The organism is Dactylosporangium sp. NPDC049742 (genome assembly GCF_040674675.1).
GTDB classification, from domain to species: Bacteria; Actinomycetota; Actinomycetes; order Mycobacteriales; family Micromonosporaceae; genus Dactylosporangium; species Dactylosporangium maewongense.
Genome location: NZ_JBFANF010000041.1, coordinates 66475 through 82825 on the forward strand (window position 1 = coordinate 66475; position 16351 = coordinate 82825).

General features: G+C 74.2%; 17 protein-coding genes. 11 read left to right on the forward strand and 6 right to left on the reverse strand.

Features of this window, described 5'->3' with window-relative positions; translation table 11 throughout:
- Positions 1–164: 164 nt before the first annotated feature.
- Together AB0J72_RS38065 and AB0J72_RS38070 are read right to left on the reverse strand one after the other, a co-directional pair.
- On the reverse strand, positions 165–338 hold the full coding sequence (locus AB0J72_RS38065) for a hypothetical protein (protein WP_363407881.1): 174 nt from the start codon (positions 336–338) through the stop codon (positions 165–167).
- Entirely contained in the window at positions 335–1381 is a 1047-nt protein-coding gene (locus AB0J72_RS38070) for a serpin family protein (RefSeq protein ID WP_363407884.1), read from the reverse strand. The genes AB0J72_RS38065 and AB0J72_RS38070 overlap by 4 nt, the downstream gene beginning before the upstream one ends.
- Positions 1382–1535: 154 nt before the next feature.
- Here AB0J72_RS38070 and trpC point away from each other — a divergent pair, with 154 nt between their 5' ends.
- From trpC to AB0J72_RS38095, 5 genes are all read left to right on the forward strand, one after another.
- Positions 1536–2339: an indole-3-glycerol phosphate synthase TrpC gene (gene trpC / locus AB0J72_RS38075; protein WP_360558675.1), complete on the forward strand. Its 804-nt coding sequence runs from the start codon at positions 1536–1538 to the stop codon at positions 2337–2339.
- Positions 2340–2347: 8 nt separating this feature from the next.
- Positions 2348–3553, forward strand: a complete 1206-nt coding sequence (trpB, locus tag AB0J72_RS38080; RefSeq protein WP_363408005.1) for a tryptophan synthase subunit beta — start codon at positions 2348–2350, stop codon at positions 3551–3553.
- 5 nt (positions 3554–3558) lie between these two features.
- Positions 3559–4356, forward strand: coding sequence for a tryptophan synthase subunit alpha (gene trpA, locus AB0J72_RS38085; protein ID WP_363407887.1), 798 nt, complete (start codon positions 3559–3561; stop codon positions 4354–4356).
- A 301-nt stretch (positions 4357–4657) separates the two neighbouring features.
- Complete coding sequence (locus AB0J72_RS38090; protein WP_363407890.1) at positions 4658–5902, forward strand: PQQ-binding-like beta-propeller repeat protein; 1245 nt, start codon at positions 4658–4660, stop codon at positions 5900–5902.
- Between the two features lie 135 nt (positions 5903–6037).
- A complete protein-coding gene (locus AB0J72_RS38095) occupies positions 6038–7465 on the forward strand; it encodes a methionine--tRNA ligase (protein ID WP_363407893.1) in 1428 nt (475 codons plus the stop codon).
- A 72-nt stretch (positions 7466–7537) separates the two neighbouring features.
- On the opposite strand, the gene AB0J72_RS38100 is transcribed toward AB0J72_RS38095, so the two are convergent.
- Entirely contained in the window at positions 7538–8179 is a 642-nt protein-coding gene (locus AB0J72_RS38100) for a GDSL-type esterase/lipase family protein (RefSeq protein WP_363407896.1), read from the reverse strand.
- Between the two features lie 479 nt (positions 8180–8658).
- Positions 8659–9141 (reverse strand): NUDIX hydrolase, encoded by a 483-nt coding sequence (locus tag AB0J72_RS38105; RefSeq protein WP_363407899.1) that lies wholly within the window; start codon positions 9139–9141, stop codon positions 8659–8661.
- A gap of 152 nt (positions 9142–9293) precedes the next feature.
- Between AB0J72_RS38105 and lgt the strand changes: the two genes are divergently transcribed.
- Positions 9294–10424, forward strand: coding sequence for a prolipoprotein diacylglyceryl transferase (gene lgt / locus AB0J72_RS38110; protein ID WP_363407902.1), 1131 nt, complete (start codon positions 9294–9296; stop codon positions 10422–10424).
- Positions 10425–10436: 12 nt separating this feature from the next.
- Positions 10437–11639, forward strand: a complete 1203-nt coding sequence (locus tag AB0J72_RS38115) for an NAD(P)/FAD-dependent oxidoreductase (protein ID WP_363407905.1) — start codon at positions 10437–10439, stop codon at positions 11637–11639.
- Between the two features lie 78 nt (positions 11640–11717).
- Here AB0J72_RS38115 and AB0J72_RS38120 read toward each other — a convergent pair whose 3' ends face one another.
- Together AB0J72_RS38120 and bioB are read right to left on the reverse strand one after the other, a co-directional pair.
- Entirely contained in the window at positions 11718–11915 is a 198-nt protein-coding gene (locus tag AB0J72_RS38120; RefSeq protein WP_363407907.1) for a hypothetical protein, read from the reverse strand.
- On the reverse strand, positions 11912–12895 hold the full coding sequence (gene bioB, locus AB0J72_RS38125) for a biotin synthase BioB (protein ID WP_363407910.1): 984 nt from the start codon (positions 12893–12895) through the stop codon (positions 11912–11914). Before bioB ends, AB0J72_RS38120 begins: the two co-directional genes overlap by 4 nt.
- Positions 12896–13013: 118 nt before the next feature.
- Between bioB and AB0J72_RS38130 the strand changes: the two genes are divergently transcribed.
- The 4 genes from AB0J72_RS38130 to AB0J72_RS38145 all read left to right on the forward strand — a co-directional run bounded on the left by AB0J72_RS38130 (position 13014) and on the right by AB0J72_RS38145 (position 15995).
- Positions 13014–14183: an 8-amino-7-oxononanoate synthase gene (locus AB0J72_RS38130; protein WP_363407913.1), complete on the forward strand. Its 1170-nt coding sequence runs from the start codon at positions 13014–13016 to the stop codon at positions 14181–14183.
- A 416-nt stretch (positions 14184–14599) separates the two neighbouring features.
- Positions 14600–15325, forward strand: coding sequence for a dethiobiotin synthase (bioD, locus tag AB0J72_RS38135; protein ID WP_363408008.1), 726 nt, complete (start codon positions 14600–14602; stop codon positions 15323–15325).
- A gap of 119 nt (positions 15326–15444) precedes the next feature.
- A complete protein-coding gene (locus tag AB0J72_RS38140) occupies positions 15445–15609 on the forward strand; it encodes a hypothetical protein (protein ID WP_363407916.1) in 165 nt (54 codons plus the stop codon).
- The gene (locus AB0J72_RS38145) at positions 15606–15995 is read left to right on the forward strand and encodes a PIN domain-containing protein (protein ID WP_363407919.1); all 390 of its coding nucleotides are present in this window, start codon (positions 15606–15608) and stop codon (positions 15993–15995) included. The genes AB0J72_RS38140 and AB0J72_RS38145 overlap by 4 nt, the downstream gene beginning before the upstream one ends.
- Positions 15996–16351: the final 356 nt, after the last annotated feature.

Below are 16351 nucleotides of genomic sequence, written 5' to 3' on the forward strand. Positions count from 1 at the left end.
CGGCCTGGAAGCCGAGGGCGGTGAACGTGGCGGTCGCCGTCTGCGTCCCCTGCGACACGGCGAGGGGCCACGGGCTGAGCCCGGGGAAGTGCCCGCGCGGAGCCCGAAGAGGTCGGCGTGCGCGAGGAGGTCGTGGCCGCCGCTGACGGTGAACCTCGGCACCGTCAGGTACAGGCCGGGCGGCTCCCACCCGCGCCCGACCCGGACGCGGCGGTGGCGAGGAGGTGCAGCAGCGGGTGCACGCCGGCGCCGGACAGCACCGTGCCGGCGGTGACCGTGCGGGCCCAGGCGGCGGTGAGGGCGTTCGCCCCGGGGGTCTCGGGGGTCTCGGGGGTCATGGCGTCGTGACCCAGCCGGCGACGAGGACGAGGCCGGTCGGGCGGTGCACGGCGAGGAACCCGAACGGCCGGTCGAACGTGACCGTCACCCGCAGCTTCCGGGTGGTCGGCGGGTGATAGGCGAGGGGGTACATGGCGAGGGCGGTCACCGTCGCGGCCTGGAAGCCCAGGGCGGTGAACGACGCCATGGCCTGCTGGCGGGCCGACGACACGGCCAGGTCGACGGGGCTGATCCCGGGGAACGTGCCGTCCCGCGCCGCGGTCCGCAGCCCGAACAGCCGGTCGAGGGCCAGGAGGTCGTGGTGGGCGGTGACGTCGAACGACGGCAGGGTCACCACCAGCTCGGGCTCCGGCGAGGCGGCGTCGACCTCCTGGACGGTCACCCCGGGGCCGCCGGTCGACGGGGCGGCCCGGTGCCGGCCGTCGATGGCGGTGGACAGGACCGAGCCGGGGGCGGCGGCGTCGGTACCGAGGGCGAGCACGACGTCGACGTCCCCGGTGCCCGCGACGGTGAGCAGCGTGACGCCGTCGACGCGGCGCAGCGGCTCGAGGGCGCCGGCGGCGGTGTGCTTGCGGAACAGGGCGGGCAGCGGGCGGCCGGACCAGGGGCCCGCGGCCGGGGTCATGGTCGAGTCGTCGAACGGCTGGACCCACTCGGTGACCACGGACAGCGCGGACGCGAGCACGAGCCCGGTGTCGCCGTCGACGGCGACCGGCAGCGCCGTGATCCGCCCGCCGGTCCGCTCGGCGGCCCACGCGTCGAGGCGCCGCTGGTCGGCGGCGGGGTCGCCGGACAGGCGGCTCCCCGGATCCCAGCCGGGGGTGAGCGGGAGGTCGTGCCGCGTCCAGACGCCGGCCGCGAAGCCGGGCGGCAGCGGCAGGGGCGACGGCGCGACCGCGAGCAGCTCGTCGCGAGCCGGGCCGGCGGCGACGCTCGCGAGGGTGCTGAGCAGGGGGTAGACCCCCGCGCCGGAGAAGACCGCCGGGCCGTCGGAGGCGGCCGCCCAACGCGAGGTCAGGGCGTTTGCCGCAGTGACGCTCATGCACTCAACCATACGAACGGCAACGCATTATGCCCTAGTCCATCAGGTGACGTCGGCCATACCCCCACGGGCATCCACTGACCGGGGGGCTCCTAGCATCGGACGCATGACCACCGGAGAGGGGAGCTCCTTGATCAACGCGGAATCTGGCCGTGTGCTCGACGAGATCCTCGCCGGCGTGCGCGAAGACTTGGCCATCCGCGAGGCGCAGAAGCCCCTGGACGAGATCAAGGCAGCCGCGGCGCAGGCGGCACCGCCCATCGACGCCTACGCCAAGCTGCGGGCCCCCGGTGTCGGGGTGATCGCCGAGGTCAAGCGCGCTTCGCCGTCGAAGGGGCAGCTCGCCGAGATCCCGGATCCGGCGGAGCTGGCCAAGGAGTACGCGGCGGGCGGTGCCCGCGCCGTCAGCGTGCTGACCGAGGGCCGCTGGTTCGGCGGCAGCCTCGACGACTTCGCCGCCGTGCGCGCCGCCGTCGACGTGCCGCTGCTGCGCAAGGACTTCGTCGTGTCGTCCTACCAGGTGCACGAGGCCCGGGCGTTCGGCGCCGACCTCGTCCTGCTGATCGTGGCCGCGCTGGACCAGAACACCCTGTCGGGCCTCCTCGACCGCATCGAGAGCCTGGGCATGACGGCCCTGGTCGAGGTGCACGACGAGGAGGAGACCGACCGCGCCCTGGAGGCCGGCGCGCGGGTCATCGGGATCAACGCGCGCAACCTGCGGACGCTCGAGGTCGACCGGACCGTGTTCGAGCGGATCGCGCCCGGCCTGCCCAACGACATCGTGAAGATCGCCGAGTCCGGGGTCCGCGGGCCGCACGACCTGATCCGCTACGCGTCGGCCGGCGCCGACGCGGTGCTGGTCGGCGAGGGGCTCGTCACGCAGAAGAGCCCGCGCGACGCGGTCGCCGAGCTCGTCACGGCCGGCAGCCACCCGGCGACGCCGCGGCCCGCCCGGTGAACGCGTTCCTGTCCGCCGCGGGCCTGCTGCCGGACCAGTCGGGGCACTTCGGCGAGTTCGGCGGGCGGTTCGTCCCCGAGGCGCTCATCGCCGCGCTCGACGGCCTCGACGCCGCGTACCGGCACGCCCAGGCGGACGAGGCGTTCCAGGCCGAGTTCGGCCGGCTGCTGCGCGACTACGCCAACACCCCGTCGCCGCTGTACCGCGCGGACCGGCTGTCCGCGCACGCCGGCGCCCGCGTGTTCCTCAAGCGTGAGGACCTCAACCACACCGGCGCCCACAAGGTCCGCAACGTGCTCGGCCAGGCGCTGCTGACGAAGCGGATGGGCAAGCACCGGGTCATCGCCGAGACCGGCGCCGGCCAGCACGGTGTCGCCAGCGCCACCGCCTGCGCCCTGCTCGACCTCGAGTGCATCGTGTACATGGGCGAAGAGGACACCCGCCGCCAGGCGCTCAACGTCGCCCGCATGCGGATGCTCGGCGCGACCGTCGTGCCCGTCACGACCGGCTCGAAGACGCTCAAGGACGCGATCAACGAGGCGCTGCGCGACTGGGTCACCAACGTCGACACGACCCACTACCTGCTCGGCACCGCCGCCGGCCCGCACCCGTTCCCGGCGATGGTCCGCGACTTCGTCAGCGGCATCAGCGTCGAGGCCCGCAAGCAGATCCTGGAGCAGGCGGGCCGGCTGCCCGACGCGGTCGCCGCGTGCGTCGGCGGCGGGTCCAACGCGATCGGCGCGTTCCACGCGTTCGTCCCCGACGAGGGCGTCAAGCTGTACGGCTTCGAGGCCGGCGGCGACGGCGTCGACACGGGCCGGCACGCGGCCAGCATCACCGGCGGCTCCATGGGCGTGCTGCACGGCGCCCGCACGTACCTGCTGCAGGACGAGGACGGGCAGACCGTCGAGTCGCACTCCATCTCCGCCGGCCTGGACTACCCGGCCGTCGGCCCGGAGCACGCGTACCTGCACGACACCGGCCGCGCGATCTACGAGCCGGTCACCGACGCCGAGGCGATGGCCGCGTTCAAGCTGCTGTGCCGGACCGAGGGGATCATCCCCGCGATCGAGAGCGCCCACGCGGTCGCCGGTGCGCTGCGGGTCGTCCCGAAGCTCGCCGCCGACCTCGGCCGGGAGCCGGTCGTGCTGATCTGCCTGTCCGGCCGCGGCGACAAGGACATGGACACCGCGCGCGACTTCTTCGGGGTGTGACGACAGTGAGTGTTTCCGTCGCGTTCGAGAAGGCCCGCGCGGAGGGCCGCAGCGCGCTCATCGGCTACCTGCCGGCCGGGTTCCCGACCGTGCCCGGCGCGATCGACGCCATCAAGGCGATGATCGACAACGGGGTGGACATCGTCGAGGTCGGCCTGCCGTACTCCGACCCGGTCATGGACGGCCCCGTCATCCAGCGGGCCACCGAGGCGGCCCTCGCGGGCGGCTTCCGGGTCGCCGACGGGCTGCGCACCGTCGAGGCGGTCGCCGCGGCCGGCGCGCCGATCCTCGTCATGACGTACTGGAACCTGGTCGAGCGGCACGGCGTCGACCGGTTCGCCGCGGACCTGGCCGCCGCCGGCGGCGCCGGGCTGATCACGCCCGACCTGATCCCCGACGAGTCGGCGCCGTGGCTCGCCGCGTCCGACGCGCACGGCCTGGACCGGGTCTTCCTGGTGTCGCCGTCGTCGACCGACGCCCGGATCGCGATGACCGCCGGCAAGTGCCGCGGGTTCGTCTACGCGACCAGCGTCATGGGCGTCACGGGCGCCCGCAGCAGCACCAGCAGCGCCGCTCCGGCCCTCGTCGAGCGGGTCCGCAAGGCCGACCCGTCCGTGCCGGTCGCGGTCGGTCTGGGCGTCTCCAACGGCGACCAGGCCGCGGAGGTCGGCGCGTTCGCCGACGGGGTCATCGTCGGCAGCGCCCTCGTGCGGTGCCTGCTGGACGCCGCGACCCCGGCCGACGGCGTCGCCGCCGTCGCCGCGCTGAGCGCCGACCTGGCGGAGGGCGTGCGGCGCCGCTGAGCCCGTCACGCCGGGTCGAAAGCGGTGCGCCGCTGCTGAGCCCGTCACGCCGGGCCGAAGGCGGTGCGCCGCTGTCTGAGCAGGTCACGTCGGGTCGAAAGCGGTGCGCCGCTGCTGAGCCGGTCATGTCGGGTCGAAAGCGGTGCGGCGCCGTCGCGGCGTCACGTCCGGCTGCAGGCGGGCGGCGTCGCTGAGCCGGCCCGCCCGGCCGGAGTCGCGCTGAGCGCCGGCGGCGCGCGGCGCCGGTGAGTCACTCCGCCCGACCGGAGTCGTTGAGCCGGGCGTGCGGCGATTTTTCCGTTTGGTACCTGTAGCGCTCCTGCTCTCCGCGGCGCCCGGCCTCGCCCTGGCCGTCCCGGTCACGGAACGTCCGGCGGCGACCGTCGCCGACGCCGGCTGGCGGCAGGACGGCAACGGCCCGGGCCGCAGCGGGTACCAGCCGGTGACCCCCTACCTCGGCACGCGGTCCGCCGCGCGGCTCGACACCGTGTGGACCGCGCCCGTGTCCCGCCCCGACGAGCAGGTCGGCGGCGCGGTCGTCACCGACGGCGTCCTGCTGCGCTCCTCCGGCGGCCCGACCGGCCAGATCCGCCGGCACGACGCGGTCACCGGCGTCGACCTCGGCCCGGTCGTGGACGCCCCGGACCGCAGGTTCGGCCAGCTCGCGTCGATCCCGGGCGGCACCGGCGGCGCGCTGCTGGTCGAGTCGCAGGCGATCGACGTGCCGTCCGGCGACCTCGGCGCGCGCTTCCTCACGTCGTACACCGGCCGCGGCGACAAACAGTGGGAGACGCCGCTGCCCGGTGAGGTGTCCGGCGGGTTCACCGTCGTCGGGGACCTGGTGCTGCGCGCGGCGGGCGCGACCCTGACCGCGCTGCGCCTGGACGGCGGCGCCGTCGCGTGGACCGCGCCCCTGGACGGCGAGGCGGGCCTGCACCCGCCCGTCGCGGACGCCGGCGTCGCCCTGCAGCCGTTCGAGGCGGGCACCGGCACGGGGCTGGCCGCGTTCGACCTGAGGACCGGCGCGCGGGTGTGGCGGCAGGACGTCAGCGGCCCGTGGGTGATCGCGGCCGGCGGCGTCGCCTACACCACCGGCCTCGGCGGCGTCTGCGCGGTGTCGGTCGCCGACGGCGCCCGCCGCTGGTGCGACACCACGACGTTGATCGATCCGCGGTCGGCCACGACCGACGGGCAGACCCTCATGGTCCTCGACGCGCACGGCCGCGCCGCCGGGTTCGCGGTGCGCGACGGCGTGGTCCGCTGGACCCGCGACTGGGGCATGGCCGGCGCCGAGGTCGCGACGTCCTACTGGGCGCCGGTGACCGGCGGCGGCGTGCTCTACGCGGTCGTGTACCAGTTCGCGATCCGCGACGGCGCGCCCGTGCACCGCAGCGAGCTGCTCGCCTTCGACGCCGCCGCCGGGACGGTCCTGCTGCGCCGCGAGCTGGCCTTCGACGCGCTGCACGGCGCCGAGCCGCTGCTGCTGTCCGGCGACCACGTGTACTTCGCGGCGCTCGAAAAGCTGTTCGCGCTCGGGGTACGCTGACCCCATGTACGCCGGTCGAATGATGCGCCCCGTCACGGGGTCCGTCGGCGTGCGCTGAATCCGCTCACCACTCGCCCCTTGGTCCTGGGGCGAGCCGGATCAGGTCGCCCCGTCCAGGCAGACCGGAGATCCGACATGAGCTTCTACGTCACCACCGCCATCCCGTACGTCAACGCCGCCCCGCACCTCGGGCACGCCCTGGAGCTCGTCCAGGCCGACGTCCTCGCCCGGCACCGGCGGCTGCGCGGGCAACGGGTCAGGTTCCTCACCGGCACCGACGAGAACGCATTGAAGAACGTCACGGCGGCCGCCGCCGCGGGCGTCGACGTGGCCTCGTTCGTCACCGCGAACGCCGACCGGTTCGCCGCGCTCCGGCCGGTGCTGGACCTGTCGTTCGACGACTTCATCCGTACCGCCGCCGACGCCCGCCACCGCAGAGGGGTCGAGACCCTGTGGCGGCGCACCGCCGCGAACGGCGACTTCTACCAGCGCGACTACCAGGGCCTGTACTGCCAGGGCTGCGAACAGTTCTACGAGCCGGCCGAGGGGTGCGCCGAGCACGACGCGCCCCTGGAGGTCGTCACCGAGTCCAACTGGTTCTTCCGGCTGTCGGCGTACACCGGCCGCGTCCTGGCGGCGCTGGAGTCCGGCGAGGTCCGGGTCGAGCCGGCGGCGAAACGCAACGAGGTCCTCGCGTTCGTCCGGGCCGGCCTGCAGGACATCAGCGTGTCCCGGCCCGCCGCCCGTGCCGGCGGCTGGGGCATCCCCGTGCCGGGCGACCCGTCGCAGGTCGTCTACGTCTGGTGGGACGCCCTCGCCAACTACGTCACCGCGCTCGACGACCCAGACCTCTACCGCGACTGGTGGCAGGACGCCGCCGAGCGGGTGCACGTGATCGGCAAGGGGATCGTGCGCTTCCACGCCGTGTACTGGATCGCGCTGCTGCTGTCCGCCGGGCTGCCGCTGCCGACGACGATCTTCGTCCACGAGTACCTGACGGTCGGCGGCGCCAAGCTCTCCAAGAGCGCCGGCAACGCGGTCGACCCGGGAGACCTCGCCGCCCGGTTCGGCGGGGACGCGCTGCGCTGGTGGCTGCTGCGCGAGGTGGCGCCGCTGGGGGACACCGACTTCACCGAGGAGCGGCTGCGGCAGCGGTACCACCAGGACCTCGCCAACGGGGTCGGCAACCTCGTCAACCGGACGGTGAGCCTGGTGCGGCGGTACCGGTCCGGGGTCGTCACGGGGTCCGCCGCGGACACCGGGCTGGCCTCGGCGGTGGACCGGGCCCTCGCGGGGTTCGACTTCCGGGCGGCGACCGAGGCGCTGTGCGGCGCCGTCACCGGGGGCAACCGGCTGGTCGAGACGGCCCGGCCGTGGGAGCTCGCGAAGCAGGGGCGGGACGCGGAGCTCGACGCGGTGCTCGGCGAGCTCGTGGCCGTCTGCCGGGAGGTGACCCGCGAGCTGGCGCCGTTCCTGCCGTCCGGCGCGGCCCGGCTCGCCGTGCGGCTCGGCTCCGGCGACCGGGTCGGCACCCCGGACCCGGTGTTTCCGCGGCTGGCTTAGCGCGGGGCCGTCTCGGCAGGTGTCGTGGCTGTTTTAGCGCAGGGCCGCCTCGCCAGGGTGTCGCGGATGGGGCTAGCGCAGGGCTGCTCGCCAGGTGTCGCGGATCGCCTCGGCGCCCCAGGCGTTGGGCTCGATGTGGCCGCACAGCCACAGGTCGCGGTTGGCGGGTCGGGGGTCGGGGGCGGTCACGTCGCCGGCCTTGGCGCCGTGGCCGAGGAACGCGGCGTGCAGGTCCGCGACCACCGCGCCGTGCCGGGCCGCCGCGTCGCGGATCGCGCCGTTCAGCGCCGCCAGGATCGCCAGGCCACCCGGCCACGACGGCAGCCCGGCCCAGGTCAGGTCGCCGGTGCCGTCGGTCGGGTCGTACACCGTGCTGACGATCACACGCGCCCCGGTCGCGGCGAGGGTGGGCAGCACGACCTCGAAGTTGCCGGCGATCTTGGCGAGGGCGCGCTCCGCCTCCTCGCGGTCGGCTCCCGTCCTGAACAGGGTTTCGAGGAGGTCGTTGCCGCCCATCGTCAGCGTGATCAAGGCGGGCCGGCCCTCGACCTTGTCCAGCTGGAAGCGCACGACGTCCTCGCTGGTCGCGCCGTCGCGGGCGAGCAGCGTCAGCTCGATGCCGAAGTCGTCGGCGAGCAGCGAGGCGGCACCGAGCCCGGGGCCGCCGGCGTACTCGTCGATGGACATGGAGTCGCCGAGCGCGTAGTAGGCCACGGGACCAGTACATCATCCAGGTCCCGTGAATATTTCAGCCGCCACGACCCGGCCATCACGCGGCCGCCCCGGTCGTGTCGACGGCCGCTTCTGGTGGTGCGGCAGCTGCTCTGGTGGTGCGTGCGGCTGCTCTGGTCGTGTCGACGGCCGCCCCGGTTATGTCGACTCGCTGCGCTCCCCGACATAACCGAAATGTCGGACATGTTCGCGAAGCGGACATGTCCGGGGGCCGCTCCTGTGTCTGCTCCCGTGCCCGCTCCCGTGCCCGCTCCAGGGCTTGCTCCAGGGCTTGCTCCAGGGCTTGCTCCAGTGCCTGGCTCCAGTGCCTGGCTCCGGGGGCGCCCCGTGCCTGCTTCTGTGCCTGCTCCCGTACCGGCTCCAGTGCCCTGTTCCGCGGCTTGCTCTGGGGCATGCTCCAGTGCCTGCTCCGCGGCTGCTCAGGGCTGCTCAGGGCTGCTCAGGGGTCGCTCGGGGGTCGCTCAGGCTTCGACGGCCTCGACGGCCTCGACCTCGCGTTGGATGTCGCGTTTGATCTGGCGGATCACCCCGGTGCGGCCCGCGCTCGCGTCGGCGATGGCGGTCCGCGTGGTGGCGGTCAGCGGCTCCGGCAGTGCGGCCGGGTCGTGCCAGGCCAGGCGGCTGATCCGGCCCGGTGCGTTCAGGGCCGGCCCGCCGCCGCCGTCCAGGCGGCCGCGGAACACGTGGACGAACAGATCCGGCATCGCCTCGCCGCAGCCGTCGCCCGTCACCTCGTACAGGCCGACGAGCTCGACGATCTGGGCCTCCAGGCCGGTCTCCTCGAAGATGTCGCGGACGGCGGCGTGCACCGGGCTCTCCGCCACACGGACCCGCCCTCCGGGCAGGCCCCACAGCTGGTGACCACCCGCCTGCTGGCACAGCAGCACACGGCCGGCGGCATCCTCGATGATCGCGGCGACGGCAGACGTGACTTCGTAGCTCATATTCGCACTCTAGGCGCCATAGCGGACCGTTGCGACACCTTCGCTGGTGGTGATCTTCGCCGGTCGGAGTGGCTTTCCGTCGAGCGTGGGGTGGCGAATTGGGCGAACCCAGGGCATCGCGTTTCGGCGGATCGGCGGTAGCGTGTGCACCCGTGGATGCTGCCCTTACCCCGCTGGCCGTGATCCCCAGCCCCACGCAGGGCGTCTGGGAGATCGGAACGGTGCCGCTGCGCGCCTACGCGCTGTGCATCGTGCTCGGCATCGTCGCCGCGTGCTTCATCGCCGACCGGCGGCTTCGCCACCGTGGCGCCCCGCCGTGGGTGATCCTCGACATCGCGGTGTGGGCGGTCCCCGCCGGCATCATCGGCGCCCGTCTCTACCACGTCATCACCTCGCCCGAGGCGTACTTCGGCGAGAACGGTGACCTGATCAAGGCGTTCAAGATCTGGGAGGGCGGCCTCGGCATCTGGGGCGGCATCGCGGGCGGCGCCGTCGGCGCCTACATCGCCTGCCGCCGGATGAACCTGCCCTTCGCGATGGCCGCCGACACGCTCGCCGTCGGCCTGCCCGTCGCGCAGGCGCTCGGCCGCTGGGGCAACTGGTTCAACAACGAGCTGTACGGCAAGGCGACCGACCTGCCGTGGGCGCTCAAGGTCTACACCTGGGACGCGAAGGCCGGCCACGCCCAGATGGTCAACGGCGAGCCGATGGAGCTCGGCACCTTCCACCCCACGTTCCTCTACGAGTTCCTGTGGTGCCTCGGCGTCGCCGCGGTCGTCTGGTACGTCGACAAGCGCTGGTCCCTGGGCAGAGGGCGGGCGTTCGCGCTGTACGTGGCGCTGTACTGCGCCGGCCGGTTCTGGATCGAGGCGCTGCGCATCGACGACGCCCACCACTTCCTGGGCATGCGTCTCAACAACTGGACGTCGCTCATCGTCCTCGCCGCCGCCCTCGTGTACTTCGTGCGGGTGCGCGGGCCGCAGGAGCGCGTCACGTACGACGAGAACGGCCGTATCACCCCCGTCACCGGCGAGCCTTCCGCCGAGCTCGCGCCGGCTTCGTCCGACGTCTCGGACCCGGCTGAGGGTTCGGACCCGTCGGATGCGGCTGAGTCGTCCGACGGGCCCTCGCTGGTGAAGTCGGACACGTCTGATTCGTCGGATACCGTGGGTGACGAGGAGCCGGAGGCCGACGACGCCGACGATCCGTCGGACAGCGCCTCGGACAGCGCCTCGGACAGCGCCTCAGACAGTTCGTCCGCCAGCACGTCCGGTAAGGGCTGAGGTAGCGAGCGGATGCGCACCGCTGTCGTGGTGGGCGCCGGCATCGGCGGGATCGCCGCGGCCGGCGCGCTCGCCCGGACCGGCTGGCAGGTAACCCTCCTCGAACGCGACGACCGGCTCCGCCCGGGCCGGGGCGCGCTCGTCCTGTGGCCCAACGGGGTCCGGGCGCTGCGGGGCCTCGGCCTGGCCGGGGGACTGGACGGCATCGCCACCCCCGTCCCGCCCGTCGGCATCCGCCGCCCGGACGGCCAGTGGCTCGTCCGTCCCGGCGCGGTCGCCGATGACGTCGAGTCGCCGCCGGTGGTCGTACACCGGGAAGACCTCCACGACGCGTTCATCGCGGGACTCGGCGAGCAGGTCGACATCCGCAGCGGCATCGAGGTGCAGCCCGCGAGGGTCCACCGCGAGCGGCCCGCCGTCGGCGACGGCCGGGTCACGTTCGAGGCCGACCTGATCGTCGCCGCGGACGGGGTGCAGAGCGCCGTCCGCCGCAGGCTGGCACCCACCACGTCGTTCGCGAGCGCGGGCGTCGCCGCCTGGCGGGCCGTCATTCCCTGGTACCGCGTCCCCGACCTGCCGCCGGGCCTCCCCGACCACGGCGAGACCCTCGACGCCGGCCACCGGTTCAGCCACGCCTCACTCGGCGACCGCGGCTCGTCCGGCGGCTCCACCCGCGGCGGCATCTCCTGGGTCGCCACCGTCCCCGGCGCCCTGCGCCCCGAGCCGCCCGCCGGCCAGCTCGCGCTGCTGCGCCGGTGGTTCGCCGGCTGGCACGCCCCGATCCCGCAGCTGCTCGCCGCCACCGAGCCCGACGACCTCGTCCAGGAGCCCATCGGCGAGCTGACCCCGCTGCCGGAGACGTTCGGCGTCAGGGCCGGCAGCGGCGGCTACGCCCTCATCGGCGACGCCGCCCACGCCATGCCGCACCACCTCGCCCAGGGCGCCTGTCTGGCCCTGGAGGACGTCGCCACGCTGCAGGCCGTCCTCACCGCCTCGCGGGGGGCTCTCCCGCCGGCCCTGGACGAGTACAGCCGCCTGCGCCGCCCCAGGGCGACCAGGGTCCTGCTGCAGACCCGCAAGGCGTCCGCCGTCCTGTACCCGCGGGGCGGCCTCACCAGCCGCGCTGTTGGCGCCGCCCTGGGCCGCGCCAACCCCCGCACCCTGGACAAGGCCGCCGCCGCGGCCGCCGAATGGTCAGGCCCGACCTCCGCCTGACCTCGGCCAGACGTCCTCCTGGCTTCCGTCGGCCCGCCTTCTGGCGCGTCACGGACCAGCCCTTGGGTAGGCCCTGGGTCAGTTGTGGGTTTCGCCGTGTTCGACGCAGGTGGCGGACCAGCCCTGGGGGAGGACCTGGACCTTCATCCGGCGGCGGCACTGCGGGCAGAAGCGGGGTGGCTCCAGCCGCCGTGCCGCCGCGCACGCCGGGTGCGGCGCGTCGGCGGTGAGAGGCTCCCCACAGCGGTCGCACCAGGTGGTGGTCACGGCGGTCACAGCGTTGCCGACAGGGCCTTGACCGGCATGCTCAGCTCGTCGAGCAGGGCCAGGTCCTGGTCGGCGGAGCGGCCCAGGGTCGTGAGGTAGTTGCCGACGATCACCGCGTTGACGCCGCCGAGCAGGCCGTCGCGGGTGCCGAGGTCGCCGAGGGTGATCTCGCGGCCGCCGGCGTACCGCAGCAGGGTGCGCGGCAGGGCGAGCCTGAACGCGGCGATGGCCCGCAGCGCGTCCTTCGGGTCCAGGACGGGCTGGTCGCCGAGGGGAGTGCCCGGGCGGGGGTTGAGGAAGTTGAGCGGGACCTCGTGCGGGTCGAGCTCCTGCAACTGGATCGCGAACTCGGCCCGCTGCTCCACCGTCTCGCCCAGGCCCAGGATGCCGCCGCAGCAGACCTCCATGCCGGCGTCGCGGACCATGCGCAGGGTGTCCCACCGCTCGTCCCAGGTGTGGGTGGTGACGACCTGTGGGAAATGCGACTTCGCGGTCTCGAGGTTGTGGTTGTACCGGTGGATGTCCAGAGCCGCCAGCTGGTCCACCTGCTCCTGGGTCAGCATGCCCAGCGACGCGGCGATGTTGATGTCGACGGCGGCGCGGATCGCCGCGACACCGTCGGCGAGCTGCGTCATGAGCCGCTGGTCGGGGCCGCGGACGGCGGCGACGATGCAGAACTCGGTGGCTCCGGTCGCGGCGGTCTGCTTCGCGGCCTCGACCAGCGACGGGATGTCGAGCCAGACGGCGCGGACCGGGGACGTGAACAGGCCGGACTGCGAGCAGAAGTGGCAGTCCTCGGGGCAGCCGCCGGTCTTGAGCGAGACGATGCCCTCGACCTCGACCTCCGGGCCGCACCACGTCATCCGTACCTCGTGCGCGATCGCGAGATAGTCGGGCAGCTCCTCGTCGGAGCAGCGCAGCACGGCGAGCACGCCCTCGAGGTCGAGCCCGACTCCGGTGTCCACGACAGCCTTGGCAGCATCAAGCATGCTCGTACCTTACAAAACGTTAGGGTCGGGCGGTCCGCCCGAAGGTGGTCGGCTATGTTGTGCACATCGCACAAACGGCATCGTAGAGGTTCTACAACGAGAACGGGAGGGTGCGGGAGTGCGCGACGGATCCTGGCTGTCCACGCTGGACGCTGAGGCCGCCGGTCGGCAGGCTGCCGGGCTGCGCCGGGAGCTGCGCCCGCGCGGCGCCGACGACGACGTGATCGACCTCGCCGGCAACGACTACCTCGGCCTGTCCCGGCACCCCGACGTGCTCGCCGCCGCGGCCCGGGCCCTCGCCGACTACGGGCTCGGGGCGACCGGCTCGCGGCTCGTCCGCGGCTCCACCGGCGCGCACCAGGCCCTCGAAGCGGGCCTCGCCGGGCTGCTCGGCACGCAGACCGCGCTCGTGTACTCGTCCGGGTACCTCGCCAACCTCGGCGCCATCCGCGCGCTGGTGCGGCCCGGCACGCTCGTGGTGTCGGACGCGCACAACCACGCCTCGATCGTCGACGGCTGCCGGCTCGCCTGCGCCGGAAGCGCCTCGAAGGGTGCCGCGACCGTCGTCGCGCCGCACGCCGACCCCGACGCCGTCCGGGCGCTGCTCGCGGCCTCGCCCGACCGGCCCGCCGTGGTGGTGACCGAGAGCGTGTTCTCCGTCGACGGCGACCTCGCGCCGCTCGCTGCGCTGTACACCACCTGCCAGACGCACCCCGGCGGCGCGCTGCTGCTCGTCGACGACGCGCACGCCCTCGGCGTCATCGGTCCCCGCGGTGCGGGTGGGGTCGCCGCCGCCGGCCTCTCCGGGCTGCCCGGCGTGATCGTCACCGCGACCCTGTCGAAGTCCCTCGGCGCCGCCGGCGGGGTCGTCGCCGGCCCGCGCCAGCTCGGCCGGCAGCTCGTCGACACCGGCCGCACGTTCATCTACGACACCGCCCTCCCGCCCGCCGTCGCCGCCGGCGCCCTCGCGGCCCTCGACCTCCTCGTCGGCGGCGACGACCTGCGGGCCGAGCTCGCCACCCGGGCCGCGACCGCGGTCAGCCGCCTGCGCGGCGAGGGCCTGGAGGTCTCCGACCCGTCCGGCGGGGTGATCTCCGTCGGTGCGCCGAGCGCCGACGAGGCGTTCGCGTGGGCGTCCGCCTGTCGTGAGCGGGGGGTCGCGGTAGGCTGCTTCCGCCCTCCGTCCACACCGGACGGTCGGTCGCGCCTTCGGCTCACCGTCAACGTCGGCGTGCCACCGGCGGCGTTCGAGCACGCGCTCGACATCGTCGTCAAGGAGCGCCCCTGACGGGCGGCGCGCGGCCGACCCCGCACGCTCCCGGAAGGCGCCGCGGCCACTGCTGAAGGGCGGCGGCCCGTGACCTGAGCCGCCGGCGACCGAGAGATGGTGCCGTCAACGGCGCTGTCGAACGGCGTGCCGACCGCTCTGCTGTGCTGACCGACCCGAGCGTCCCCTTCGGGACCGTGCTGACCGGCCCGTGCTGACCGATCCGAGTGTCCCTGCGGGGCGACCGACTTGAAGCGCCCTCGCGGGCGTGCTGACCAGCCGAGCCGCCCTTGGCGGGTGCGCCGGCCGAACCGCGCCACCCCGGCGCCCGTGAAGGACGTGCCTTGAGCGATCCGCGCACCGCCGACCATGACGTCTCGCCCGCTGAGGCCCTCCTGTCGGAGGCGCTGCGCTCCGAGGCGGTGCTGTCGGAGGACGTGACCCCGGCGGAGACCGAGCCCATCACCGGGGCGGTCGTCATCACCGGCACCGACACCGGCGTCGGCAAGACCATCGTCACCGCCGCCATCGCCGCCGCCGCGACCGCGGCGGGGCGGCGGGTCGCGGTCGTCAAACCCGCGCAGACCGGCACCGCCGACGGCGACGAGCCCGACGCCGCGACCGTCTCGCGGCTCGCGGAGCCCGTCACGGTGCGCACGCTCGCCAGCTTCCCCGACCCGCTCGCCCCGCTGGCCGCGGCCCGGGTCGCCGGCGACGACCCGCTGACGGCGGTGATGGCGCAGCTCGCCCTTCGTACCATCGTGGAAGAGCACGACGTCACCCTCATCGAAGGGGCCGGCGGCCTCCTCGTGCCGATGGGGGAGGGCGGCTGGACGATGCTCGACCTCGCCGCCGCGCTCGGCGCCACCGCCGTGGTCGTCGCCCGTCCCGGCCTCGGCACCCTCAACCACACGGCGCTCACACTGCAGGCCCTCGCCCACCGCGACGTCCCGGCGGTCGTGGTCCTCGGCACGTGGCCGGCGGAGCCGGAGCTCGTCCACCGGACCAACCTGCACGACCTCGACGGCGACCTGGTCGGCGCAGTCCCGGACGGGGCGGGCTCGCTCGCCCCCGCGCTGTTCCGCCGGGAGGCCGCGCACTGGCTCGCGCCGCTGCTGTACGGCCGGTTCGACCCGGTCGCGTTCCGCTCCCACAGCCGCTGACCCGACCCGGCGCCGTCCCACACGCCCCGCGGCAGCCTTCCGATGGCCTCGGCGGGCGTTGCGGGGCATCGGCGTTTCGGGGGACCGCGGCGATCGATGTTAAGGGGTACGGTCACGCCATGACCGAGATCGACCCCGGTGCCGGTGCCGCCGCCGAGCCCGGACCTGACCAGGAGCGCCGCGCCCGCGCCAGGAAGCGGCTCGACGACGCGGGCGCCAAGGTCACCGCCGAGGCCCGTACCGAGTCCCGTGAGCAGGTCCGCGACCTCATGGGCTGGTCATGAGCGACCCCGTCGGGCTGGTGCTCGACCCGTCGGCGGTGCTCGCGTACACACAGGGCGACCCGGGCGTCGCCGACCTGGTCAGCCTCGTCCTCTCCGCCGGCGGCACGGTCGTGGTGCCGGCGGTGTCGCTGGCCGAGACGCGCAGTGAGCTCGCGTACGCCGAGGAGCTCGCCCGCCTCGACACCCTCCTCAGCACGGCCACGGTCGCCCCGCTCGACGGCGGCGACGCGGTCGGCCTCGGCCGGCTCGCGTCCCGGCTCAACGGCAGCCTCGGCCTCGCCCACGCCGTCGCCGAGGCCCACCGCCACGAGGCCCGCCTGCTCACCTCCCACGGCCCCGCGGTCCGCCGCACGATCGGCGAGCTCGACGGCATCGTCGACCTCTGACCTGCGGTTCCGAACGTTTCGTGACGGGAAGCGACAGCGTGGATTCGCTCCGCAGCCATGATTTGGTGGGCAGTGTTACGGTCGACGAAGAAGGCCCGCCGGTCACCGAACCCGAGCCTGTGCCTGACAGCAGGCGCCGCCAGCGAGCAGTCCAGCCACGGACATAGGTGACCCCCCGATCGATGTGACGCCCGCCCGCCCGCGCGACGCGCGCGTTGTGTGCGAGCGCGTTGTGTGCGAGCGCGTTGTGTGCGAGCGCGTTGTGTGCGAGCGCGTTGTGTGCGATGGTCGCCTGCGTGACGCCCGCGCGTTGTGCGCTGCAGGGAGTTGCGCTACTCGGGGAGTCACCTATGTCC